Source organism: Streptomyces beihaiensis (assembly GCF_026274175.1).
Classification (GTDB): Bacteria; Actinomycetota; Actinomycetes; order Streptomycetales; family Streptomycetaceae; genus Streptomyces; species Streptomyces beihaiensis.
Genome location: NZ_JAPHNL010000313.1, coordinates 1 through 24298 on the forward strand (window position 1 = coordinate 1; position 24298 = coordinate 24298).

Below are 24298 nucleotides of genomic sequence, written 5' to 3' on the forward strand. Positions count from 1 at the left end.
CTCTGCCTGGCGGCGGCCGCCGCGGCCCTGCTCGTCGGCGGCCCGCTCACGGTCCTCGCGGTGACGGACGGCGGCGGGGGCCATGCCGCGCACCGCCCGCCGGCGTACGCCTCGGGCACCAGTGAGGAGACCGCCTTCCGGCACATCGCCGAGAAGATCACGGCGACCGACGCCACCACCCACGTCACCGCGACGATCGCCCTGGAGCCCAAGGCGTGGGGCACCCACACCGTCCTGGAGCTCAAGAACGTCAAGGGCCCGCTGACCTGCTCACTCGTCGCGGTCGGCAAGAACGGCACCCGTGAGACCGTCGCCACCTGGTCCGTCCCGCCCGGCGGCTACGGCATCCCCGGCGGTGCCCAGGACGGCCACGACAGCGCGCGCTACCCGCTCTACGTGCACGGAGGCGCCGCCTTCGCGCGCGACCGGATCGACCATTTCGACGTCGAGACGCTCACCGGAAGGCGCCTGGTGGAGGTGGACGCGTGAGGAAAATGTGCGCAAGACGTGGGCCACGGGCTGGAGGGCCATGGCCTCACCGGGGCGTTTTCGCGTACCTTTGACGGCTGCCCAGCACGTCAGAAGGGGACCCGGTGGCCGCTCAGGCTCAGCACGAAACAGCGGTGGACTCCGCCCGGAGCCGCGAGATCGCGGTCGAACAGGATCACCTCGACGCCGTCTACCGCCGCCTTGAGGAGAAGATCCACGAGGCGGAGTTCCTGATGGACGACGCCTCCAAGCGCGGCCAGGTCGGCACGCCCGGCGCGCTGGCCGAGCGCGACGCCCAGGTCTTCCGCGCGGGCATCCACCTCAACCGCCTCAACAACGAGTTCGAGGACTTCCTCTTCGGCCGTATCGACCTGCTGCTCGGCAAGGACGGCAAGAAGGGCCCCGACGGCGCGTACACGGCCGTGGAACCGGCCGAGGGGGCGGTACGCGCCGACCACACCGCCGACATCGCCGAGACGCTGCACATCGGCCGTATCGGCGTCCTGGACGCCGACTACGCCCCGCTGGTGATCGACTGGCGGGCCCCGGCCGCGGCCCCGTTCTACCGCTCGACGCCGGTCGACCCGGGCCGCGTGGTCCGGCGCCGCGTCATCCGCTCCAAGGGCCGCAAGGTGCTCGGCGTGGAGGACGACCTCATGCGCCCCGAACTGACCGCCTACCTGGGCGGCGAGGCGCTGCCCGCCATCGGTGACGGCGCGCTCATGGCCGCGCTCGGCCAGGCCCGCAGCCATTCCATGCGCGACATCGTCTCGTCCATCCAGGCCGAGCAGGACCTGGTCATCCGGGCGCCCGCCGCGTCCGTGACGTACGTCGAGGGCGGTCCGGGCACCGGCAAGACCGCGGTCGCCCTGCACCGCGCCGCCTACCTGCTCTACCAGGACCGGCGGCGCTACGCGGGCGGCATCCTGATCGTCTCGCCCACCCCGCTCCTGGTCGCGTACACGGAGGGTGTGCTGCCCTCGCTGGGCGAGGAGGGCCAGGTCGCCATCCGGGCGGTGGGCTCGCTCGTCGACGGCGTGGAGGCCACCGAGTACGACAGCCCCGCCGTCGCCCGCGTCAAGGGCTCGTCCCGCATGCTCAAGGTGCTGCGCAAGGCCGCCCGGGGAGCGCTGGAGACGACGACCGGCGGCACGGCCGGGGCCGCGGCGGAACGCTTGCGCGTCGTGGCGTTCGGCCGCCGCCTGGAGCTGGAGGCGGACCAGCTGCGCCGCATCCGCCAGGCCGCCCTCGGCGGCACCGCCCCCGTCAACCACCTGCGTCCGCGGGCCCGCAAGCTGCTGCTCGACGCGTTGTGGGAGCAGTCGGGGGCGGGCAACCGGCACGACGATCCCGAGCTCGCCGCGGAGCTGCGCTCGTCCTTCGACGAGGACATCACCACGGAGGACGACTTCATCCGCTTCCTGGACGCCTGGTGGCCCGAACTCACCCCGCGCGGCGTCCTGTCGGCGATGGGCGACGAGAAGAACCTCGGCCGCTGGGCGCGCCGCGTCCTCAACCCGGGCGAGGTCCGCAAGGTCGCCAGGTCGCTGCGGCGCGAGGCGCTCTCGGTCCACGACATCGCCCTGCTCGACGAGTTGAACGCCGTCCTCGGCGCCCCGGCCCGCCCGCGCAAGAAGCGCGAGTACGACCCGCTCGACCAGCTCACCGGCCTGGAGGAGCTGATGCCCGTGCGCGAGGAGACGCAGCGCGAGCGCGCCGAACGCCTCGCCCAGGAGCGGACCGAGTACACGCACGTCATCGTCGACGAGGCGCAGGACCTGACGCCCATGCAGTGGCGGATGGTCGGCCGCCGCGGGCGGCACGCGACCTGGACGATCGTCGGCGACCCGGCACAGTCGTCCTGGTCCGACCCCGACGAGGCGGCGGCCGCGCGGGACGAGGCGCTCGGCAGCAGGCCGCGCCGCCGCTTCACGCTGACCGTCAACTACCGCAACCCGTCCGAGATCGCCGACCTCGCCGCGAAGGTCCTCGCCCTGGCGATGCCCGGCACGCCGTCCCCGTCGGCGGTCCGCTCGACGGGCGTGGAGCCCCGTTTCGTGACGACGGGCAAGGGGCGCCGCAGTGTCGCGGGCGACTCCCTCGCGGACGTCGTACGGGCCGAGGCGGCCCGGCTGCTCGACCGGGTCGACGGCACGGTGGGCGTGGTCGTGGCGATGAACCGGCGCGCGGAGGCGGCCCGCTGGCTGTCCGGGCTCGGCGAGCGCGTGGTCGCGCTGGGTTCGCTGGAGGCCAAGGGCCTGGAGTACGACGCCACGATCGTCGTCTCGCCCGCGGAGATCGCCGACGAGTCGCCGGCGGGCCTGCGTGTCCTGTATGTGGCGCTGACCCGGGCGACGCAGCAGCTCACGGTGGTCTCCGGGGCGCGCGACGAACCGGACGCGCAAGGGGTACCGGACCTGCTGCGCGACTGAGCGCTCTTGTGCCACGGACAGCCGGTGTTACGGTTGATGACGGCACCGGCCCGATCCAAGCCCCCGGGCCCAACCTTCGTCCCTCAGAGGGACCACTTGCCGCGAGGCGAGCATGGCGGGTCGGTGTCATGAGCGTGTGGGAGGCCCACGTCACCAGGTGACGTGGGCCTCCTGCTGTTTGCTCCCCTCTTCCCCTCTTCCCCTCTTCCCCTTCTCCTCCCGGCTCCTCCCCACCTCGCTTCTCGCTCCTCTCTCCTCCCTCTTCCTCCTCACTTCTTCCTCCCGATCGAGCGCCGCCCTTCCCGATCAGGCCAACTTCTCGTATGGTGGAAACAACTTTCCGAAAAAGCGATGAACACAACGTTCGCAATCCGGTGCGACTACCACGTACTCAGCGGTAGGTGCGACGATCGGACGGCAACAGCAACAGGGTGAAAGCAGAGGAAGTCAGGCCATGGCAACGGAGCCCAGCGTCTCGTACTCGATGACGGTCCGCCTGGAGGTGCCAGCGAGGGGGACGTCCGTCTCGCAGCTCACGACGGCTGTCGAGTCCCACGGAGGCTCGGTGACCGGTCTCGACGTCACGGCTTCGGGCCACGAGAAGCTCCGTATCGACGTCACGATCGCGGCCTCGTCGACCGCGCACGCCGAGGAGATCGTCGAGAACCTCCGCGGCATCGAGGGCGTCACGCTCGGCAAGGTCTCCGACCGTACGTTCCTGATGCACCTCGGCGGCAAGATCGAGATGGCGTCCAAGCACCCCATCCGCAACCGTGACGACCTGTCCATGGTCTACACGCCCGGCGTGGCCCGCGTGTGCATGGCGATCGCGGAGAACCCCGAGGACGCCCGCCGTCTGACCATCAAACGCAACTCGGTTGCGGTCGTGACCGACGGCTCCGCCGTGCTCGGCCTGGGCAACATCGGCCCGAAGGCCGCGCTGCCCGTCATGGAGGGCAAGGCGGCCCTGTTCAAGCGGTTCGCCGGGATCGACGCGTGGCCGATCTGCCTGGACACCCAGGACACCGACACCATCGTCGAGATCGTCAAGGCGATCGCCCCCGGCTTCGCGGGCATCAACCTGGAGGACATCTCCGCGCCGCGTTGCTTCGAGATCGAGGCGAGACTCCGCGAGGCCCTCGACATCCCGGTCTTCCACGACGACCAGCACGGCACCGCCATCGTCGTGCTCGCCGCGCTGACCAACGCGTTGCGCGTGACCAACAAGTCGATCGGCGACATCCGCGTCGTGATGTCCGGTGCGGGGGCGGCCGGTACCGCCATCCTGAAACTGCTGATCGCCGCGGGCGTCAAGAACGCCGTCGTGGCGGACATCAACGGCGTCGTGCACGCCGACCGCGAGGACCTCGTGGACGCCGACAAGGACTCGGCGCTGCGCTGGATCGCCGACAACACCAACCCCGAGGGCCTGACCGGCACGCTGAAGGAGGCGGTCGTCGGTGCCGACGTGTTCGTCGGCGTCTCCGCCCCGAACGTGCTCGGCGCCGAGGACGTCGCGGCCATGGCCGACGGCGCCATCGTGTTCGCGCTCGCGAACCCCGACCCGGAGGTCGACCCGGCGATCGCCCGTCAGACGGCCGCCGTGGTGGCCACCGGCCGCTCGGACTTCCCCAACCAGATCAACAACGTACTGGTCTTCCCCGGTGTCTTCCGCGGCCTCCTGGACGCCCAGTCCCGCACGGTGAACACCGAGATGATGCTGGCCGCCGCGAAGGCCCTGGCCGACGTGGTCACCGAGGACGAGCTCAACCCGAACTACATCATCCCGAGCGTCTTCAACGACAAGGTCGCCGGCGCGGTGGCCGGTGCCGTGAGCACCGCCGCGAAGGCCGCGGGCGCCTCTGTGACGGGCGCCACGAGCGCCTGAGGCCCGGCGCGTCGCGGAAGCGGGCCCCCGCGGGCCCTCTAGGGTGTCCGGGAAGCAGGCCCACCGACCCGCCCCCGCTCTCGGCTACGCTCGAGCGGGGGACTCGCGGGCGCCGGATTGGCTTTCGCGCCGCTGGTGGGGGCAGGATGCTCCCCCAAGGACTTGGTCCAGCGGGGCGCCTCCAGAAGGCGCGAGGGTCCGGAAGCAGGACCCGGGTCCTGGGCCTGACCGAGACCCTGGCAGCATCGGCTTCGCTGTTGCCCAACATGCGGCTTGACCGTCGCGTGGCATCGCCTCAACGGCAAGAAGAACACGGGAGTACAAAAATGAACCGCAGTGAGCTGGTGGCCGCGCTGGCCGACCGCGCCGAGGTGACCCGCAAGGACGCCGACGCCGTGCTGGCCGCGTTCGCCGAGACCGTCGGCGAGATCGTTGCCAAGGGCGACGAGAAGGTCACCATCCCCGGCTTCCTGACCTTCGAGCGCACCCACCGTGCCGCTCGCACCGCTCGTAACCCGCAGACCGGCGAGCCGATCGACATCCCGGCCGGTTACAGCGTGAAGGTCTCCGCGGGCTCCAAGCTCAAGGAAGCCGCCAAGGGCAAGTAAGCCTGCCGGCAGCGTGAGGGCGGCCCACCGGAAGATTCCGGTGGGCCGCCCTTTTCCTTGCGCCCCGGCGCCGGCCGACCACGGGGCTCACAGGGCGGACGGGGGGCGATACGCCGATGCGTCGTCACGTCGATACGCCGACGGGGGCCCGCCAGAACGTGTCGACGTCGAACGTGTCTGGCAGGCCCCCGTCACCGCGTCGGGAGGGACGGACGTACGCGTCAGCCCAGGGCCTTCCCGGGAAGCTCCACCTTCGCGCCGAGCTCGACCAGCTTCTCCATGAAGTTCTCGTAGCCCCGGTTGATCAGGTCGATCCCGTGCACCCGGGACGTGCCCTGCGCCGCCAGCGCCGCGATCAGGTACGAGAACCCGCCCCGCAGGTCGGGGATGACAAGGTCGGCGCCCTCCAGCTTCGTCGGCCCGGAAACGACCGCCGAGTGCAGGAAGTTGCGCTGCCCGAACCGGCAGTGGGAGCCGCCCAGGCACTCCCGGTACAGCTGGATGTGCGCGCCCATCTGGTTGAGCGCCGACGTGAAGCCGAGCCGCGACTCGTACACCGTCTCGTGCACGATCGAAAGGCCCGTGGCCTGCGTGAGCGCCACGACCAGCGGCTGCTGCCAGTCCGTCTGGAAGCCGGGGTGCACATCCGTCTCCAGGGCGATCGACTTGAGCTGCCCGCCCGGATGCCAGAAGCGGATGCCCTCGTCGTCGATCTCGAACGCGCCACCGACCTTCCGGTACGTGTTCAGGAACGTCATCATCGAGCGCTGCTGCGCGCCGCGCACGTAGATGTCGCCGTGCGTGGCCAGCGCCGCCGACGCCCAGGACGCCGCCTCCAGGCGGTCCGGAAGGGCGCGGTGCGTGTAGCCGTCGAGCTTGTCGACACCGGTGACGCGGATGGTCCGGTCCGTGTCCATCGCGATGATCGCGCCCATTTTCTGCAGCACGCAGATCAGGTCCTCGATCTCCGGCTCCACCGCCGCGTTGGACAGCTCCGTGACGCCCTCGGCCAGCACGGCGGTCAGCAGCACCTGCTCGGTCGCGCCGACCGACGGGTACGGCAGCCGGATCTTCGTGCCGCGCAGCCGCTGCGGCGCCACCAGGTACTGGCCGTCCGCGCGCTTCTCGATCGTCGCGCCGAACTGGCGCAGCACCTCGAAGTGGAAGTCGATGGGCCGTCCGCCGATGTCGCAGCCGCCGAGGCCCGGGATGAACGCGTGGCCGAGCCGGTGCAGGAGCGGGCCGCACAACAGGATCGGAATGCGCGAGGAGCCCGCGTGCGCGTCGATGTCGGCCACGTTGGCCGATTCCACGTGTGACGGATCCATCACCAGCTCGCCCGGCTCCTCGCCGGGACCGACCGTCACACCGTGCAGCTGCAGCAGGCCGCGCACGACGCGTACGTCACGGATGTCGGGAACATTGCGCAGTCGGCTCGGAGCGCTGCCGAGCAGCGCGGCGACCATGGCCTTGGGCACGAGGTTCTTCGCGCCCCGGACACGGATCTCGCCCTCCAGCGGGGTTCCGCCGTGGACAAGCAGTACATCGTCAAGGCCGGTGACGGTCATGAATCTCGCGTTCCGAAGAGACGGACAGGGGCTAGCCACCCGGGAGGGGCAAGCAACCAGAGTAAGGGCCGCCTCCCCATGCTCAGGAAGTCCGCGGACGGCCTGGATCGTCATGAGTTCGCTACAACACGAAACGTTTCGAACCGGGCACACGAGGTGACACCCGTCGCGCCGCGTCCTCCCCGCCCGTCCCGCCCGCCGCGCGCCGCGCTGAGCTGGGTTCTCGCGGCTGTCGGCCCCGCACCACCCGCTCCCCGCCCCCGTCTCGCGCTCGTATCGCGCTTGACTCCCCGCGCGGCGGCAAGATGCGGGATCATGTCTGGCATGACCGAGGTGTCCTCGCTCACAGGGCGGTTGCTCGTGGCCACTCCCGCCCTCGCGGACCCGAATTTCGACCGGGCGGTCGTGCTGCTCCTCGACCACGACGAGGAGGGCTCGCTCGGCGTCGTCCTGAACCGGCCGACGCCGGTGGACGTGGGCGACATCCTGGAGGGCTGGGGCGACCTGGCCGGTGAGCCGGGCGTCGTCTTCCAGGGCGGCCCGGTGTCGCTCGACTCCGCGCTCGGGCTCGCCGTCATCCCCGGCGCCGTGCCGGCCGCCGGCCGGGCCGTCGGCGGCCCCGCCGCCCCCGACGACCAGGGCGCGTGCGAACCCATCGGCTGGCGCCGGGTGCACGGCGCGATCGGCCTCGTCGACCTGGAGACCCCGCCGGAACTGCTCGCGGCGGCGCTCGGCTCGCTGCGCATCTTCGCCGGTTATTCGGGCTGGGGCCCGGGCCAGCTGGAGCGCGAGCTGACCGACGGCGCCTGGTATGTCGTGGAGTCCGAGCCGGGTGACGTGTCGGACACCCGTCCGGAGGGCCTGTGGCGTGCGGTGCTGCGCCGCCAGCGCAGCGAACTGGCGATGGTGGCGACGTATCCCGACGACCCTTCGCTCAACTGACGGGCTTAAGTACTCTTGGGATGCATGAGCACTCTCGAGCCCGAGCGCGGGACAGGTACGGGAACCCTCGTTGAGCCGACGCCGCAGACGTCGCACGGTGACGGCGATCACGAGCGCTTCGCCCACTACGTCCAGAAGGACAAGATCATGGCGAGTGCGCTCGACGGCACTCCCGTCGTCGCGCTCTGCGGCAAGGTCTGGGTGCCCGGCCGCGACCCGAAGAAGTACCCGGTGTGCCCCATGTGCAAGGAGATCTACGAGTCCATGGGCGCCGGCGGCGACGACAAGGGCAAGGACGGCGGCGGCAAGAAGTAGCGGCGAGAAGTACCCGAGGCGGTCGAGGCGGTCGAGGCGGTCGAGGCGGTCGACGAGGTCGACGCGGTCGAAGCGGTCGAAGCGGTCGAAGCGGTCGAAGCGGACGAGGCGGCGGCCGCGGTCGTAGCGGCCGCGCCCGCCGGAGCCCGACGCATCCCGTCCCTGAGGCCCTCGGCGCGCGACGACGTGCGCCGAGGGTCTTTCGCCTGCCCGGCCGCGGGGCAGGCCCCCCGATGTGGAAGGACCGACCGTCCCATGAACCCCATGGATCTCATACCTGCCCCCCGCCACCTCACGCGCGACGGCGACGGCTCCTACGTGTTCGACGACAGCACGTGGATCACCGCGGGGGAGGGCACCCGGGACACCGCGCGCTGGCTGCGGGCCACGCTCGGTGCCGCGACCGGCCTCGACCTGCCGCCCCGGGACCCCGCCGCGGCCCCCGGCCCACAGGGCGGCGACGGCGGCATCAGGCTCCTCGTCGACCCCGCCCTGGAGCCCGAGGGCCACCGGCTCTCCGTCACCGACGCGGGCGTCACCATCGCGGGCGGCGACGCGGCCGGTGTCTTCTGGGGCGCCCAGACGCTGCGTCAGCTCCTGGGTCCCGAAGCCTTCCGCCGCGCACCGCTGCCGCGCGAGCGCGCCTGGACCGTCCCGCACGTCACGGTCCACGACGCGCCCCGCTTCCGCTGGCGCGGCATGATGCTCGACGTCGCCCGCCACTTCATGCCCAAGGGCGGGGTGCTGCGCCACCTCGACCTCATGGCCGCGCACAAGCTCAACGTCTTCCACTTCCATCTGACGGACGATCAGGGCTGGCGTGTGGAGATCAAGAGCCACCCGAGGCTGACACGGGACGGATCCTGGCGCTCCCGCACCAAACTCGGCCACCGCGCCTCACCCTTGTGGGACGAGCGGCCGCACGGCGGCTTCTACACCCAGGACGACATCCGCGAGATCGTCGCCTACGCCACCGCCCGGCACATCGCCGTCGTGCCCGAGATCGACCTGCCGGGGCACTCGCAGGCCGCCATCGCCGCATACCCCGAACTCGGCAACTCCGATGTCGTCGACACGTCTTCCCTCCCCGTCTGGGACACCTGGGGCATCAACCCGAACGTACTCGCCCCCACCGACAACACCCTCCGGTTCTACGAGGAGGTCCTGACGGAGGTCCTCGACCTCTTCCCGGTCACACCGGCCCCCGCCTCGCGGTTCGTCCACATCGGCGGCGACGAGTGCCCCAAGGACCAGTGGCGGAAGTCGCAGGTGGCACAGGAGCGCATCGCCGAACTCGGCCTCGGCGACGAGGACGGACTGCAGTCCTGGATCATCCGCCACTTCGACAGCTGGCTCAGCGCGCGCGGCCGCCGCCTCATCGGCTGGGACGAGATCCTTGAGGGCGGCCTCGCGCCCGGCGCCGCCGTGTCGTCCTGGCGCGGCTACGGTGCCGGAGTCACCGCCGCCCGGGCGGGCCACGACGTCGTCATGTGCCCCGAGCAGCAGGTGTACTTGGACCACCGGCAGGCGGCGGGCGACGACGAGCCGGTGCCGATCGGCTACGTCCGCACCCTGGAGGACGTCTACCGCTTCGAGCCCGTGCCACCGCGGTTGACCGAGGCCGAGGCCCGGCACGTGCTCGGCACCCAGGCCAACGTGTGGACCGAGGTCATGGAGACCGAGCAGCGCGTCGACTACCAGACCTACCCGCGCCTCACCGCCTTCAGCGAGGTGGCGTGGAGCACGCTGCCCGAACCGGCCGCGCGCGACTACGCCGGCTTCGAACGCCGAATGGCCGCCCACTACCGCCGCCTTGACGCGCTCGGCGTCGACTACCGGCCACCGGGCGGTCCGTTGCCGTGGCAGCGGCGCCCAGGGGTGATCGGACGCCCGAAGGAGGGGCTGCCCCCGAACGTGTGAGGCCGGAACGCGCCCCCCACGCCGCCCGCCCGTCGCTCCTCCCGCGCACGCACCACCGCCCCACGCGCCCCTCGCCCGCCCGGCAACCACCCCGCCACGTCGCCTCGCACGTCGTCTCATACGTCACTGAAGAGTGCCAATTCGTGCTGAGCGGCGAGACAGTGTGATATCCGCCGCCCAACAGGTGGAACCGGGCGAATGCCTCCTACCGGACCCGCTCTCCGGGCACCGGGGAAGATGTGCCAGAGTTGCCACGTCCGGCCTGTCAGCACGTACCGTACGGCGGAACAGGCGCATCGGCGGGCACGGCCATCGCGCGCGGACCACGCGGGACGGCCACCGCCGTGAGGCACTCGGCCGGACATCGGGAAGGGGCAGCCGGTTTGACCACGCACGCATCGCAGGCCACCCAGGCCGCGGTACTTCCGGATTCGCTGGACGAGGCCGTCGCAGCGCTCGCCGCCATGCCCGCAGCGGTGCCCGTCGCGGGCGGCACCGACCTCATGGCCCAGGTCAACGCGGGGCAGCTGCGCCCCGCCGCCCTCGTCGGCCTCGGCCGGATCAGCGAGATCCGCGGCTGGCAGTACCAGGACGGGCACGCCCTGCTCGGCGCCGGTCTCACCCACGCGCGCGTGGGGCGCCCCGACTTCGCCGCGCTCATCCCGGCGCTCGCGGCCGCGGCGCGCGCGGCGGGCCCGCCCCAGATCCGCAACGCCGGAACGCTCGGCGGCAACATCGCCTCCGCCGCACCCGCCAACGACACGCTCCCGGTCCTCGCCGCACTTGAGGCCACGCTGATCATCGCGGGCCCGGGCGGCGCCCGGCGCGAGGTCCCCGTCTCGCACCTGCTCGCCGGGATGGAGATGCTGCGCCCCGGTGAACTCATCGGCCATGTGCGCGTGCCGCTGCTCCACGCCCCCCAGGTCTTCCTCAAGGCGGCGGGCCGCACGGGACCCGGCCGGGCCACCGCCTCGGTCGCGCTGGTCCTCGACCCGGCCAGGCGCGGCGTGCGCTGCGCCGTCGGGGCCATCGCGCCGATGCCGCTGCGCCCTCTGGAGGCGGAGCAGTGGGTGGCCTCCCTGATCGACTGGGACGGCGAGCGCGGCGCGCTCGTCCCGGAGGCGGTGCGGGCGTTCGGCGAGTACGTGGCCGCCGCCTGCATCCCGGACCCCGAACCGGCGCCGGACGGCACGTCGGAGACGCTGCCGCCCGCCGTGCTGCACCTGCGGCGGACCGTCGCCGTACTGGCCCGACGTGCACTTGGGAGGGCGCTGTCGTGACGAACGAGTACACCGGCCCGCGGGGGCGGGACGCGCAGGGCGGCGACGCCTGGGAGCCGCTGCCGCGAGGCGAGTACGACTCCGACGCCACGGCCTTCGTGCAGCTGCCGCCCGAGGGCTTCCAGGACGCGCCGCTGGCCGCTCCCGGGCACGGATACGTCCCCCCGCAGATAACGGTGAGCCCCGCCTCCGCCGACGCCACCGACCCGGCGGCGACCGGAGCGTGGGCGCTGCCGCAGGAGCTGACGGGGGCGGGCGAGCAGGTCAGCTGGCCCGTGGCGAACCAGGAGCCGGTTCCGTACCCGGAGCAGTCCTACGGCGCCGGTGAGCGGCCCTACGGCGCGAGCGAGCAGTCCTACGGCGCCGGTGAGCGGCCCTACGGCCCCGGCCGCCAGCAGGGGCACGAGGGGCACGACACCGGTCAGTGGTCGATCCCGGTGGCGAACGGTGAAATCCCGGACGAATCGGGCGAGTTCACGTCGTCGTCGCTGGCGGCCGCCTGGGGCGAGCGCACCCCGCCCCCCACGCTGCCCGGAGGCGCCCCCGCGCCGTGGGCCAACGAGGCGTGGGCGCAGCAGACCGTCCCCGAGCCGGAGGCGGCACCGGAGCCCGAGCCGGAGGCGGAACCCGTCGCGGAGGCGGAACCCGTCGCGGAGGCGGAACCCGTCGCGGAGGCGGAACCCGTCGCGGAGGCGGGCCCGGACGCCGCCGAGCCGGAGCGGCCCGAGCGGCCCGAGCGGCCCGAGCGGCCGGAGCAGCCGGAGCCTGAGACCGCGGCGCCGGAGTCGGCCCCCGAGCCCGTGCCCGTGCCCGGGTACGAGTCCGTGCCCGTTCGCGAGTCCGTGCCGCGGCCCGAGCCCGCCACCGAACAGCTCCCAGAACACCCCGTGGAACGCCTGCCGGAGCAGCCCGCGGAGCCCTCTGCCGAACTGCCCGCCGAACCGGTCACCGCGCCACCGGTGGCCGACCCAGGCCAGGAGCCGTCCGCCGACGCCGAACCGTCCGCTCCCGCCCCCGCTGTCACCCCCGCCGTCACCGACACCCCCGCCGAGGAGCCGCCCGCCCCCTCCGCCACGCCCCTCCACGACGACCACCCCCTGGTCAGCTACGTCCTGCGGGTCAACGGCGCCGACCGCCCCGTCACGGACGCCTGGATCGGCGAGTCGCTCCTGTACGTGCTGCGCGAGCGCCTGGGCCTCGCCGGTGCCAAGGACGGCTGCTCGCAGGGTGAGTGCGGCGCGTGCAACGTCCAGGTGGACGGCCGGCTGGTCGCCTCCTGTCTGGTCCCGGCGGCGACCACCGCGGGCAGCGAGGTGCGGACGGTCGAGGGCCTGGCCGCCAACGGCCGGCCCTCGGACGTGCAGCGCGCGCTGACGTCCTGCGGTGGCGTCCAGTGCGGCTTCTGCGTGCCGGGCATGGCGATGACCGTCCACGACCTGCTGGAGGGCAACCCGAACCCGTCCGACCTGGAAGCGCGCCAGGCCCTGTGCGGCAACCTGTGCCGCTGCTCCGGCTACCGAGGGGTGCTGGACGCGGTGCGGCAGGTGGCGGCCGAGCGCCGGGCGTCCGCACAGGCGGCGGAGGCCGCGGCCGCCGAGGAAACGACGGGCGCTCCTGGGGGCCCCCAGGCCCCGCAGACCCCGCAGGCTCCCCAGGCACCGCACGAACAGCACGCCGGGCCCGTCCCCGAACCGCGCATTCCGCACCAGGCGACGCAGAACTACGAAGACTTCCAGGACGGAGGCCAGGCGTGAGCGACCGGACGACCGAGGCCACCGCGCCCCCCGGGCTCTCCGTACCCCCCGAGCCCGCCCTCCCCTCCGAAGGGGAGACGATCCCGCACGGCCTCGGTGCGACGCTCCCGCCCGCCGACGCCCGCGCCAAGGCCGAGGGCACCTTCCCGTACGCCTCCGACCTGTGGGCCGAGGGCCTGCTCTGGGCGGCGGTCCTGCGCTCGCCGCACGCGCACGCGCGCGTGGTCTCCATCGACACCGCACACGCGCGCGAGATGCCCGGCGTCCGCGCGGTGGTCACGCACGAGGACGTTCCCGGCGGCCCGTTGCGGGGGCACCGCAGCGCCGACCGCCCGGTGTTCGCCTCCGACGTCGTACGCCACCACGGCGAGCCGCTCGCGGCGGTGGCGGCCGACCACCCGGACACCGCGCGCATGGCGGCCGCCGCGATCGTCGTCGAGTACCAGCTGCTCGACCCGGTCACCGACCCGGAACAGTCCTTCGCCGCCGAACCGTTGCACCCCGACGGCAACCTGGTCCGCCACATCCCGCTGCGCCACGGCGACGCGGAGGCCACCGGTGAGGTCGTCGTCGAGGGCCTCTACCGCATCGGCCGCCAGGACCCCGCGCCCATCGGAGCGGAGGCGGGCCTCGCCGTGCCACGCCCCGACGGCGGGGTGGAGCTCTACATGGCCTCCACCGACCCGCACGGCGACCGCGACGTCGCGGCCTCCCGCTACGGCCTGACGCCGGAGCAGGTCAAGGTCGTCGTCACGGGCGTTCCGGGCGCGACGGCGGACCGCGAGGACGCGAGCTTCCACCTGCCGCTGGGCCTGCTGGCCCTGCACACGGGCTGCCCGGTGAAACTGACGGCGACGCGCGAGGAGTCCTTCCTCGGCCACGCCCACCGCCACCCGACCCTGCTCCGCTACCGCCACCACGCCGACGCGGAGGGCAAGCTGGTGAAGGTGGAGGCGCAGATCCTCCTGGACGCGGGCGCGTACGCGGACACGTCGTCGGACGCGCTCGCGGCCGCGGTCTCCTTCGCGTGCGGCCCGTACGTCGTGCCCAACGCCTCGATCGACGGCTGGGCGGTGCGCACGAACAACCCGCCGTCCGGTCACGTGCGCGGCGAGGGCGCCCTCCAGGTCTGTGCCGCGTACGAGGCGCAGATGGACAAGCTCGCCAAGAAGCTCGGCGTCGACCCGGCGGACGTGCGCATGCGCAACGTGCTGTCGACCGGCGACCTGCTCCCGACCGGTCAGACGGTGACCTGCCCGGCCCCGGTGGCCGAACTCCTGGACGCGGTACGGGACCATCCGCTTCCTCCCCTCCCCAAGGACACCCCGGAGGAGGACTGGCTGCTGCCCGGCGGCCCCGAGGGCGCGGGCGAACCGTCCGCGGTGCGCCGGGGCGTCGGCTACGGCATCGGCATGGTGCACATGCTGGGCGCGGAGGGCGCCGACGAGGTGTCGACGGCCACGGTGAAGGTCCAGGGCGGCGTCGCGACGGTGATCTGCGCGGCCGTGGAGACGGGTCAGGGCTTCGCGACGCTCGCCCGCCAGATCGTCCAGGAGACGCTGGGCGTGGAGGAGGTCCACGTCGCCCCGGTGGACACCGACCAGCCACCGGCGGGCCCCGGCTGCCGGGGCCGCCACACGTGGGTGTCGGGCGGTGCGGTGGAGCGCGCGGCGAAGATGGTCCGCACGCAGCTCCTCCAGCCGCTGGCCCACAAGTTCGGCATGTCCACGGAACTCCTCCAGATCGCGGACGGCAAGATCACGTCGTACGACGGCGTCCTGTCGACCACCGTCGAGGAGGCGATGGACGGCAAGGAGCTGTGGGCCACGGCCCAGTGCCGCCCCCACCCCACGGAACCGCTGGACGCCGCCGGTCAGGGCGACGCCTTCGTGGGCATGTCGTTCTGCGCGATCCGCGCGGTGGTGGACGTGGACGTGGAGATCGGCTCGGTCCGTGTGGTGGAGCTAGCGGTGGCCCAGGACGTGGGCCGGGTCCTCAACCCCGGTCAGGTGAGGGCCCGGATCGAGGCGGGTGTCACCCAGGGCGTCGGCGCGGCGCTGACGGAGAACCTGCGCACCCCGAAGGGCGTCGTCCGCCGCCCCGACCTGACGGGCTACGCCCTGCCCACCTCCCTGGACGCCCCGGACATCCGCATCGTCAAACTCGCGGAGGAGCGGGACGTGGTGGCACCCTTCGGCGCGAAATCGGTCAGCGCGGTCCCGGTGGTCGCCTCCCCGGCGGCGATCGCCTCTGCGGTCCGCGCGGCGACGGGCCGCCCGGTCAACCGTCTCCCCATCCGCCCGCAGGCGGCGGTCGTCACGGACCCCCTCCCGGAACCCGCCCCGACCGGTCAGGCATAGCCGCTCCCGCGCGGCCGCTCCCGCACGACGCCTCACGAGTTCACCAAGGAGCGGGTGGACAGCACCAACAGGTAGCCATCCGGGTCCCGGACGGTCACATCCCAGATGTCCCAGTAGGGGTTGTGCGCGGCCACGCGTTCGCCGCCGTGCCGCTCAAGCCCGCGCACCAGGGAATCCGGCACGGGCTCGTCGAGGTGGACGACGAGCAGGTCCTCGGGAGTCGGCCGCGGCGCGACGGGGGCGGCGGCACTGTGGACGAGTTCGAGATGCCAGGCGACCCGTGCCGGCCGACCATCAACAGGGAGTTCCCACCGGCCCCGCCGGGCCTCTCATGGACCCCGTCACGTGTGGGACGGGCGATGCGGATGTGTGCGGCGGCGTCGGCCGACATGTGCCGAACCGTACTGAACGGGTGGGCCGTTGACCATCGGGACGTCGGGTGTAGGTCTCTGGGCTGATGAGGGCGCTTCTTCGTGGGATTCGCCAATACGGCGGCGCGGCGCGATGTGGAGAGACTGCCAGGGGTCGCGACCGGCAGGACGAAGCACACGACAGCGCGGAACGACACGGGAGGACGCCACGATGAGCGGGCAGCAGCAGTACGACGAGATCGGCGAGGCGTACGAGGGGTTCAAGGCCCTGCCGCTGGAACAGTACGCGGTGGTGCCCAGCTTCCTGGGCATGGTCGGGGACGTCGACGGCAGGTCGGTGCTCGACCTGGCGTGCGGAACCGGCTTCTACAGCAGGGAGTTGAGGCGGCGTGGCGCGGCGGACGTGCTGGGCGTCGACATCTCCGGCGAAATGGTCGCGGTGGCGGACCAGTTGGAGAAGGAGCAGCCGTTGGGCGTGCGCTACGAGGTGGGTGACGTCGCCGAACTCCGCCACCTCGGACGACGGTTCGACATCGCCCTGGCGGTCCAACTGCTCAACTACGCCCCGGACGTCGCCACCACGGAACGCATGTGCCGCAACGTGCGCCGGCACCTGAGGCCCGGCGGTGAGCTCTTCGCGCTCAACCAGTCGCCCGACTACCGCTTCGACGGGCCGACGCCGGACAAGTACGGGTTCCGCACCGAACTCACCGGCGTGGCGGTCGAGACCGGCGCGCAGGTCAGGACCACCGCCCTGCTCGACCCTCCGGTCTCGTTCGTCGCGAACCTCCCGCGCCGTGACGTCTACGAGAAGTGCCTGACGGCGGCCGGTTTCAGCGATGTGACCTGGGTCCCGCTGACGGTGTCGGAGGCGGGCGTACGCGAGTTCGGCGCCGACCACTGGGCCGACTTCCACGCCAACCCGCCGCTGGAGATGCTGCGCTGCCGGGCGTGAGCCCGACCCGCGACGCCCGTCTCGACGAGAGCCTCGACGAGAGCCCCGACGGGATCCTCAACGGGCGTACGACCCCAGCCCCACCAGGCAGTACACGTACTCGTTGATCGTCGCGCCGTTCATCGTGTAGCGGTAGGAGAAGGCGTACTGGGTCCTGGGGTTCGCCTTGCACCGGCCCATGTCCGAGGTGAACGGGAACGTCTGAATCACCTTGTAGTGGGCGTCCGAGGCCGAGCAGGAGACCTCGTGGACGCCGCTGACGCTCTGCGCGGTCGTCGAGTGGGGCAGGGTGCCGTTGAGGCAGGTGCCCTTGGTGTACGGGTCCGGGGCCTCGCTCGTCGGCGGGGGCTCCGGGGCCGGTGGGACGTAAGGGTCGTCCGTGCTGTCGGAGCCGGGCGAGGCGTCGCTGCCGTCCGAAGCGGCGGAGTCGTAGGGGTCGGGCGAGCCGTACGGGTCGTCCGTGGGGGTGCCGGTCGCCGTGCTGCCCGCCGACGTGGCCGGGCTCGCCGTGGTGGTGTCGTGGTGGCTGCTCAGGGCGACCAGCCCCCAGATGACCAGGCCCACGACCACCAGCGGGAGCAGGCAGCCCTTGAGGAAGTCGGCGCCGCTGCTCCGGCTCCCCGCGGCCGCCGGGCCCCTCCCCGCGCCGGCCCCGCCCACGCGCACGCGCAGCAGGACCTCCGTGTCGTCCAGGTAAGCCCTCACGAGGGCGCCGTCCTTGGCGGGCGGAACGCGCAGCCGGGCGGTCCTGCCGTCCGCCAGGGGGATCGCCAGGACGGTGCCGGAGGCGGCCTCCCGCGCGGACAAGGTGATGGGAATTTCCTGCGTCGACGCCACCAAGTACCCCCGTAGTCAGGTGTTTTGAGGGCCCCTCATGTCGGTCCGTGCGGCCCACAGGAGGGGACGCGGACGCGTCGGCTCCCGGTTCCGGGGCGCGGACTCCCTCTCCTTTGTTCTCTCTTGACCGTCTGCTGGCCTGCTCTTGGTTCAGCTACCTCGCGGATCAACGAAAGCATCTACGCGCGTCACGCTTCTTCGAGACACCCGCTTCTTCGAGACACCCGTCTCTTCGCGTCACCCGCTTCGCCTCGCTCGTCGCCGCCCCCGAAGTCCTGGAGCCCTCATGCCCACCACCCGAAGAGAATTCCTCGGCAAGTCCGCCGTCACCGCCACCGGAGCCGCCATCGCGCTGTCCGGGGCGGGGGCCGCCACCGCGTCCGCCGCGGGCCGCGAGGCCCCGGGCCGCAAGGAGTTCGGCGCACGGCACGAGCACGGGAGGACCACGTACACCTTCTCGATCCTCGGCACCACCGACCTGCACAGTCACGTCCTCAACTGGGACTACTACACCGACGCCGTGTACAAGGACCGCAAGGGCGACGCCGTCGGCATCGCGAAGGTCGCCACGCTCGTGGAACAGCAGCGGGCCGCCAAGGGGCACGAGAACGTGCTGCTCGTGGACGCCGGTGACATCATCCAAGGCACCTCGCTCGCCTACTACTTCGCCCGTGTCGACCCCATCACCAAGGGCGCCGTGCACCCGATGGCGCTGGCGATGAACGCGATGAAGTACGACGCCGCCGCGCTCGGCAACCACGAGTTCAACTACGGCATCGACGTCCTGCGCAAGTTCGAGGAGCAGTGCGACTTCCCGCTGCTCGGCGCCAACGCCCTGGACGCCACCACCCTCAAGCCCGCCTTCGAGCCCTACACCGTCAAGTGCCTGCGCGTGCACGGAGGCCCGCACGTCAAGGTCGGCATCCTCGGGCTCACCAACCCCGGCATCGCCCTGTGGGACAAGGACAACGTCTCCGGGAAGATGAGGTTCACCGGACTCGTCGAACAGGCCAAGAAGTACGTTCCCAGGCTGCGTTCGCTCGGCTGCGACGTCGTCTTCCTCACCGACCACTCCGGCCTCGACGGCTCCAGCTCGTACGGTGACTCGCTCCCTTACGTCGAGAACGCCTCGAACATCGTCGCCGAGCAGGTGCCCGGGATCGACGCCATCCTCGTCGGCCACACGCACGTCGACGTGCCGACCTACACCGTCACCAACGCCGAGACCGGCAAGGACGTCGTCCTGTCCGAGCCGTTCTGCTACGGCAAGCGACTGAGCGTCTTCGACTTCGAGCTGGAGCTGGTGCGCGGCCGGTGGCGGGTCAACTCCGTCACCGCCGACACCCTCACCACCGCCGACGCCGACCAGGACGACGAGATCGTCTCCCTCGTACAGGCCGACCACGACCTCGTCGTGAAGTACGTCAACACGGCCGTCGGCACCTGCGCCCAGGACATGTCCGGGGCCGAGGCGTGCTGGAAGGACGTGCCGATCATGGACTTCATCCACCACGTCCAGATGAAGCACGTGGCCGCCGGCCTGTCGTCCGCCGACGCCGCGCTGCCGCTGATCTCCGTCGCCGCGCCGTTCAGCCGCACCGCCGACATCCCCGCCGGGGACGTCAGCATCCGCGACATCGCCGGGCTCTACATCTACGACAACACCCTGTACGGCAAGAAGCTGACGGGTGCCCAGCTCAAGGACTACCTGGAGTTCGCGGCCAAGTACTACGCCCAGGTGCCCGTCGGGACCAAGGTCGACACCGCCACCCTCACCAACAACCACAGCATGTGGGACTACATGTACGACACCGCGGCCGGGGTCTCGTACGAGATCGACATCGCGGCGGCCGAGGGCTCGCGCATCAGCAAGCTCCAGTACAAGGGCGCCGATGTCGCCGACGACCAGGTCTTCGTCGTCGCCGTCAACAACTACCGCGCCAACGGCGGCAGCGGTTACCCGCACATCGCCGACGCCGAGATCGCGTACAGCTCCACGGACGAGATCCGGCAGCTGATGATCGACTACGTGACCGCGACCGGCAGCCTCGACCCGGCCGACTTCGCCGTCACCAACTGGATGCTGACGCAGGGCGGGACGCCGGTCTTCCCGTAGCACCGCGCATCCGCTCTTCCGGTAGCACCCCGCATCCGCCATCGGCCCTTGGTCGTACGGCCAAGGGCCGATGGCCGGACGGTCGCCTGACAGGCGTCAGGCTCTCTTACGCCCCTTACTCTGGGCTCATGGCCGCCCTTGACGACGACGTGGACGCCTCCGCGCCCGTACCCGCTCCCGCTTCCGTTCCCGGTTCCGGTTCCGGTTCCGTTCCCGTTTCCGTTCCTGCCGCCGTCGAAGGTGAACGCGCGCCCGAAGGCGTCCTCGGGCCCGCCCACCGCGCGCTGAGCATCGGCATCGTCAGCGTCGTCTTCCTCATCGCCTTCGAGGCGACCGCCGTCGGGACCGCGATGCCGGTCGCCGCGCGCGAGCTGAACGGCCTGTCGCTGTACGCCTTCGCCTTCTCCGGCTTCTTCACCACCAGCCTCTTCGGCATGGTGCTCGCCGGGCAGTGGGCCGACCGGCGCGGCCCACTCGGGCCCGTCGGGGCCGGGATCGCCGCCTTCGCCGCCGGGCTCGTGATCGCCGGGACCGCGGGCACGATGTGGGTCTTCATCGCGGGCCGCGCCGTGCAGGGCCTCGGCGGCGGCCTGGTCATCGTCGGCCTGTACGTGGTGGTCAGCCGCGCCTATCCCGAACGGCTGCGGCCCGCGATCATGGCGGCGTTCGCGGCGAGCTGGGTCGTGCCGTCGGTCGTCGGACCGCTCGCCTCCGGGGCCGTGACCCAGCACCTCGGATGGCGGTGGGTCTTCCTCGGCATTCCGGTGCTCGTGCTTCTTCCGCTCGCCCTCGCCCTCCCCGAGGTGCGGCGGCGGGCCGGGGGGCCGCCCGAGGGCGCGGGGGCCGGGGCGTTCGACCGACGCCGGATCCGGCTGGCGTTCGGGATCTCGCTCGGCGCGGGGCTCATCCAGTACGCGGCCCAGGACCTGCGCCCGCTGTCCCTGCTGCCGGGCGCCGCCGGGGCCGCGCTGCTCGTCCCCTCCGTGCTCGGGCTGCTGCCCCGCGGCACCTACCGAGCCGCTCGCGGGCTGCCGTCCGTGGTGCTGCTGCGCGGGGTCGCGGCGGGGGCGTTCGTCTCGGCGGAGTCGTTCGTGCCGCTGATGCTCGTCACCGAGCGGGGCCTGTCGCCGACGCTCGCCGGGTTCTCGCTCGCCGCGGGCGGGGCGACCTGGGCGTTCGGGTCGTGGGTGCAGTCGCGGCCGCGGCTCGCGGTGTACCGGGGGCGGCTGGTGACGGCGGGCATGGTGCTCGTCGCCGCCGCGATCGCCGCCGCGCCGAGCGTGCTGATCCATGCCGTACCGGTGTGGGTCGTCGCCGTGGTGTGGGCGTTCGGGTGCCTGGGGATGGGGCTCGTGATCTCGTCGACGAGCGTGCTGCTCCTCGAACTGTCGGCGCCGGAGGAGGCGGGCGCCAACTCCGCCGCCCTGCAGATCTCCGACGGCCTGTCGAACTCCGTGCTGCTCGCCGCGGGCGGCGCCGCGTTCGCCGCGATGGGCGGGGGAGCGGTGGGGCACGGCGGGGCGGCGGTCGGCGCCGCCGGGTCCCACCCCGGGGCGTTCGTGGTGGTGTTCCTGCCGATGGCCGGGGTGGCGGTGGTGGGGGCCTGGGTGGCTACGCGGTTGCGGGGGCCGAAGAAGGCGATGGTATCAAAATGACCCCACCTCATGGTACCTTTTTGGTATGGCAGTGAACCTTCGTCTCCGCGCCGACCAGCAGGAAGCGATCCGTCGGGCCGCCGAGCGGGAGGGCGTGAGCCAGCACGCCGTACTGCTGCGCGCCGTGGACGAGTACCTGGCGCGCCAGGCCCTTGAGGTCAAGGTCAAGGCGACCGCCAAGGAGCAGGTGGCCAAGTGGGCGGAGCTGCTGGAGAGGCTCAAGTGACGGCGTACGACTACCTCACCGCCGAACTGGTGCTGCTGATCGCCGGGCGGGCCGTCGACGACCAGGACGTGGTGGTGCGTGATGCCGGGCTGCTCGAGTCGGCCGTCGCGCGCCCGCGGGCGGCGATGTTCGGACAGGAGGCATATCCGGACCTGTTCGAGAAGGGAGCCGCGCTGCTCCAGTCGCTGGCCGGGAACCGCCCCTTCTTCGACGGGAACAAGCGCACGGCCTGGATCTCCTGCGTGACGTTCCTGGCCATGAACGGGGTGGAGCTGCGCCCCGACAGCGACGCCGCGGAGAAGCTCGTGACCTCCGTGGCCACCGGTGCGATCGACGACGTGAAGGAGATCACGGACGGGCTGCGACGCCTCGTCGAGTCCGACAAGCGGTAACCCGCTCCTACGACAACCGGGCCCCCGGTAGGGTGTCCCGGTTGTCGTATGTGACCGAGCCGCTCGACCCCGTACGGAGACCGTGACCACCGCCCGCCCGTCACCCACCGCCGCTCACAACGGAAGGTCCTCCGGGCCAGCCCCTATGTCTGTCACCACAGCCTCGTCCTCCTCGCACCACCTCTCGCCCGCCTTCCCCGGCCGCGCCCCCTGGGGCACCGCCAACAAGCTGCGTGCCTGGCAGCAGGGGGCGATGGACAAGTACATCCAGGAGCAGCCGCGCGACTTCCTCGCCGTCGCCACCCCGGGCGCCGGCAAGACGACCTTCGCGCTCACCCTCGCCTCCTGGCTGCTGCACCACCACGTGGTGCAGCAGGTGACCGTGGTCGCGCCGACCGAGCACCTGAAGAAGCAGTGGGCCGAGGCGGCCGCGCGCATAGGGATCAAGCTCGACCCCGAGTACAGCGCCGGACCGCTCAGCAAGGAGTACGACGGCGTCGCGGTCACGTACGCGGGCGTCGGCGTGCGGCCCATGCTGCACCGCAACCGCAGCGAGCAGCGCAAGACGCTCGTCATCCTCGACGAGATCCACCACGCCGGTGACAGCAAGTCGTGGGGCGAGGCATGCCTCGAAGCCTTCGAGCCCGCCACCCGGCGCCTGGCCCTGACCGGCACGCCCTTCCGCTCGGACACCAACCCGATCCCCTTCGTCACGTACGAGGAGGGCAACGACGGCATCCGCCGCTCCGCCGCCGACTACACCTACGGCTACGGCAACGCCCTCGCCGACAACGTCGTGCGCCCGGTGATCTTCCTCTCCTACAGCGGCAACATGCGCTGGCGCACCAAGGCCGGCGACGAGATCGCGGCGCGGCTCGGCGAGCCCATGACCAAGGACGCGATCAGCCAGGCATGGCGCACCGCGCTCGACCCGCGCGGCGAGTGGATGCCCAGCGTGCTGCGCGCCGCCGACGCGCGGCTCACCGAGGTCAGGAAAGGCATCCCGGACGCGGGCGGCCTCGTCATCGCCTCCGACCAGGACTCGGCCCGCGCGTACGCCAAGCTGATCCGCGAGATCACCGGAACCAAGGCGACCGTCGTGCTCTCCGACGACAGCGGCGCCTCGCAGCGCATCGACGACTTCGCCGCGAGCGAGGACCGCTGGATGGTCGCCGTCCGCATGGTGTCCGAGGGCGTCGACGTGCCCCGCCTCGCCGTCGGCGTCTACGCCACCACCATCTCCACGCCGCTGTTCTTCGCCCAGGCCGTCGGCCGTTTCGTACGGTCACGGCGGCGCGGCGAGACCGCGTCCGTCTTCCTGCCCACCATCCCCGACCTGCTCGGCTTCGCCAACGAGATGGAGGTCGAGCGCGACCACGTCCTCGACAAGCCGAAGAAGGACGGCGAGGAGGACCCGTACGCCGAGTCCGAGAAGGAGATGGACGAGGCCAACAAGCAGCAGGACGAGGACACCGGCGAACAGGACATGCTGCCCTTCGAGGCGCTGGAGTCCGACGCCACCTTCGACCGGGTCATGTACAACGGCGCCGAGTTCGGCATGCAGGCCCACCCGGGCAGCGAGGAGGAGCAGGACTACCTCGGCATCCCGGGACTCCTCGAACCCGACCAGGTGCAGCTGCTCCTCCAGAAGCGGCAGGCCCGCCAGATCGCCCACAGCAAGAAGAAACCCGACACCGAGGCCGACCTCCTGGAGCTGCCCGCCGAGCGGCGGCCCGTCGTCTCCCACAAGGAGCTGATGGGGCTGCGCAAGCAGCTCAACACGCTCGTCGGCGCGTACGTGCACCAGAGCGGCAAACCGCACGGCGTCATCCACACCGAGCTGCGCCGTGTGTGCGGCGGCCCGCCCAGCGCCGAGGCCACCGCCGGGCAGCTGCGCCAGCGCATCGACAAGGTGCGGGAGTGGGCCACCCGGATGACCTGAGGTCATGACGTGACGGTCACGGTGAGCGGGCAATACGGTACAAGACCGTACGACCTCTGACCGGATTCTGGACGGAGTCTTCCGCTCAGCGGGACGCCTCGCTACATTCCCGGCTACGCACACGCCCCGTGGCAGCGCCGCCGCGGAGCGCAGCCGGTACGCAGCAAGGCACGAAAAGGCACGAAGTGAAGTAGAGCCCAGCGCCTGATCACCGACCGGCGGCCTCTGACGCGCGTCGCCGAACGGGA

General features: G+C 71.9%; 17 protein-coding genes and 2 pseudogenes. 16 read left to right on the top strand and 3 right to left on the bottom strand.

Features of this window, described 5'->3' with window-relative positions; translation table 11 throughout:
* The 4 genes and pseudogenes from OFY01_RS27860 to OFY01_RS27875 form a co-directional block, all read left to right on the top strand.
* Nucleotides 1-489 (top strand): annotated as a pseudogene (locus OFY01_RS27860) (RNA polymerase subunit sigma); the annotation flags it as partial.
* Nucleotides 490-593: 104 nt separating this feature from the next.
* A complete protein-coding gene (locus OFY01_RS27865; protein ID WP_266604523.1) occupies nucleotides 594-2921 on the top strand; it encodes a HelD family protein in 2328 nt (775 codons plus the stop codon).
* 454 nt (nucleotides 2922-3375) lie between these two features.
* Complete coding sequence (locus tag OFY01_RS27870) at nucleotides 3376-4809, top strand: NAD-dependent malic enzyme (RefSeq protein WP_266604525.1); 1434 nt, start codon at nucleotides 3376-3378, stop codon at nucleotides 4807-4809.
* A gap of 326 nt (nucleotides 4810-5135) precedes the next feature.
* Complete coding sequence (locus OFY01_RS27875; protein ID WP_161701580.1) at nucleotides 5136-5417, top strand: HU family DNA-binding protein; 282 nt, start codon at nucleotides 5136-5138, stop codon at nucleotides 5415-5417.
* Nucleotides 5418-5638: 221 nt separating this feature from the next.
* On the opposite strand, the gene murA is transcribed toward OFY01_RS27875, so the two are convergent.
* Entirely contained in the window at nucleotides 5639-6985 is a 1347-nt protein-coding gene (murA, locus tag OFY01_RS27880) for a UDP-N-acetylglucosamine 1-carboxyvinyltransferase (RefSeq protein ID WP_266604529.1), read from the bottom strand.
* Nucleotides 6986-7300: 315 nt separating this feature from the next.
* Between murA and OFY01_RS27885 the strand changes: the two genes are divergently transcribed.
* The 6 genes from OFY01_RS27885 (at nucleotide 7301) to OFY01_RS27910 (ending at nucleotide 15556) form a co-directional block, all read left to right on the top strand.
* Nucleotides 7301-7927: a YqgE/AlgH family protein gene (locus OFY01_RS27885; RefSeq protein WP_266604531.1), complete on the top strand. Its 627-nt coding sequence runs from the start codon at nucleotides 7301-7303 to the stop codon at nucleotides 7925-7927.
* Nucleotides 7928-7951: 24 nt separating this feature from the next.
* Nucleotides 7952-8242, top strand: coding sequence for a DUF3039 domain-containing protein (locus OFY01_RS27890; RefSeq protein ID WP_266604532.1), 291 nt, complete (start codon nucleotides 7952-7954; stop codon nucleotides 8240-8242).
* Nucleotides 8243-8506: 264 nt separating this feature from the next.
* Nucleotides 8507-10162, top strand: a complete 1656-nt coding sequence (locus OFY01_RS27895) for a beta-N-acetylhexosaminidase (RefSeq protein ID WP_266604533.1) — start codon at nucleotides 8507-8509, stop codon at nucleotides 10160-10162.
* Between the two features lie 383 nt (nucleotides 10163-10545).
* Complete coding sequence (locus OFY01_RS27900) at nucleotides 10546-11442, top strand: FAD binding domain-containing protein (protein WP_266604534.1); 897 nt, start codon at nucleotides 10546-10548, stop codon at nucleotides 11440-11442.
* Nucleotides 11439-13196: a 2Fe-2S iron-sulfur cluster-binding protein gene (locus OFY01_RS27905; RefSeq protein WP_266604535.1), complete on the top strand. Its 1758-nt coding sequence runs from the start codon at nucleotides 11439-11441 to the stop codon at nucleotides 13194-13196. Before OFY01_RS27900 ends, OFY01_RS27905 begins: the two co-directional genes overlap by 4 nt.
* Nucleotides 13193-15556, top strand: a complete 2364-nt coding sequence (locus OFY01_RS27910) for a xanthine dehydrogenase family protein molybdopterin-binding subunit (RefSeq protein ID WP_407700439.1) — start codon at nucleotides 13193-13195, stop codon at nucleotides 15554-15556. Before OFY01_RS27905 ends, OFY01_RS27910 begins: the two co-directional genes overlap by 4 nt.
* 32 nt (nucleotides 15557-15588) lie before the next feature.
* Here the strand turns inward: OFY01_RS27910 and OFY01_RS27915 are convergent.
* Nucleotides 15589-15947 (bottom strand): annotated as a pseudogene (locus OFY01_RS27915) (VOC family protein).
* 191 nt (nucleotides 15948-16138) lie between these two features.
* Between OFY01_RS27915 and OFY01_RS27920 the strand changes: the two are divergent.
* Nucleotides 16139-16882, top strand: coding sequence for a class I SAM-dependent methyltransferase (locus OFY01_RS27920; RefSeq protein ID WP_266604537.1), 744 nt, complete (start codon nucleotides 16139-16141; stop codon nucleotides 16880-16882).
* 57 nt (nucleotides 16883-16939) lie between these two features.
* Here the strand turns inward: OFY01_RS27920 and OFY01_RS27925 are convergent, their stop codons facing one another.
* Nucleotides 16940-17689 (bottom strand): LppU/SCO3897 family protein, encoded by a 750-nt coding sequence (locus OFY01_RS27925; RefSeq protein ID WP_266604539.1) that lies wholly within the window; start codon nucleotides 17687-17689, stop codon nucleotides 16940-16942.
* A gap of 316 nt (nucleotides 17690-18005) precedes the next feature.
* Here OFY01_RS27925 and OFY01_RS27930 point away from each other — a divergent pair, with 316 nt between their 5' ends.
* The 5 genes from OFY01_RS27930 (at nucleotide 18006) to OFY01_RS27950 (ending at nucleotide 24050) form a co-directional block, all read left to right on the top strand.
* Nucleotides 18006-19835 carry a bifunctional metallophosphatase/5'-nucleotidase gene (locus tag OFY01_RS27930; protein ID WP_266604540.1) on the top strand — a complete coding sequence of 610 codons (1830 nt, stop codon included), beginning with the start codon at nucleotides 18006-18008 and terminating at the stop codon, nucleotides 19833-19835.
* A 128-nt stretch (nucleotides 19836-19963) separates the two neighbouring features.
* Nucleotides 19964-21490: an MFS transporter gene (locus tag OFY01_RS27935; RefSeq protein WP_266604542.1), complete on the top strand. Its 1527-nt coding sequence runs from the start codon at nucleotides 19964-19966 to the stop codon at nucleotides 21488-21490.
* Nucleotides 21491-21515: 25 nt separating this feature from the next.
* Complete coding sequence (locus OFY01_RS27940; RefSeq protein ID WP_266604544.1) at nucleotides 21516-21716, top strand: CopG family transcriptional regulator; 201 nt, start codon at nucleotides 21516-21518, stop codon at nucleotides 21714-21716.
* Nucleotides 21713-22108, top strand: a complete 396-nt coding sequence (locus tag OFY01_RS27945; RefSeq protein WP_266604546.1) for a type II toxin-antitoxin system death-on-curing family toxin — start codon at nucleotides 21713-21715, stop codon at nucleotides 22106-22108. The genes OFY01_RS27940 and OFY01_RS27945 overlap by 4 nt, the downstream gene beginning before the upstream one ends.
* A gap of 145 nt (nucleotides 22109-22253) precedes the next feature.
* Nucleotides 22254-24050: a DEAD/DEAH box helicase gene (locus tag OFY01_RS27950; protein WP_266604548.1), complete on the top strand. Its 1797-nt coding sequence runs from the start codon at nucleotides 22254-22256 to the stop codon at nucleotides 24048-24050.
* Nucleotides 24051-24298: the final 248 nt, after the last annotated feature.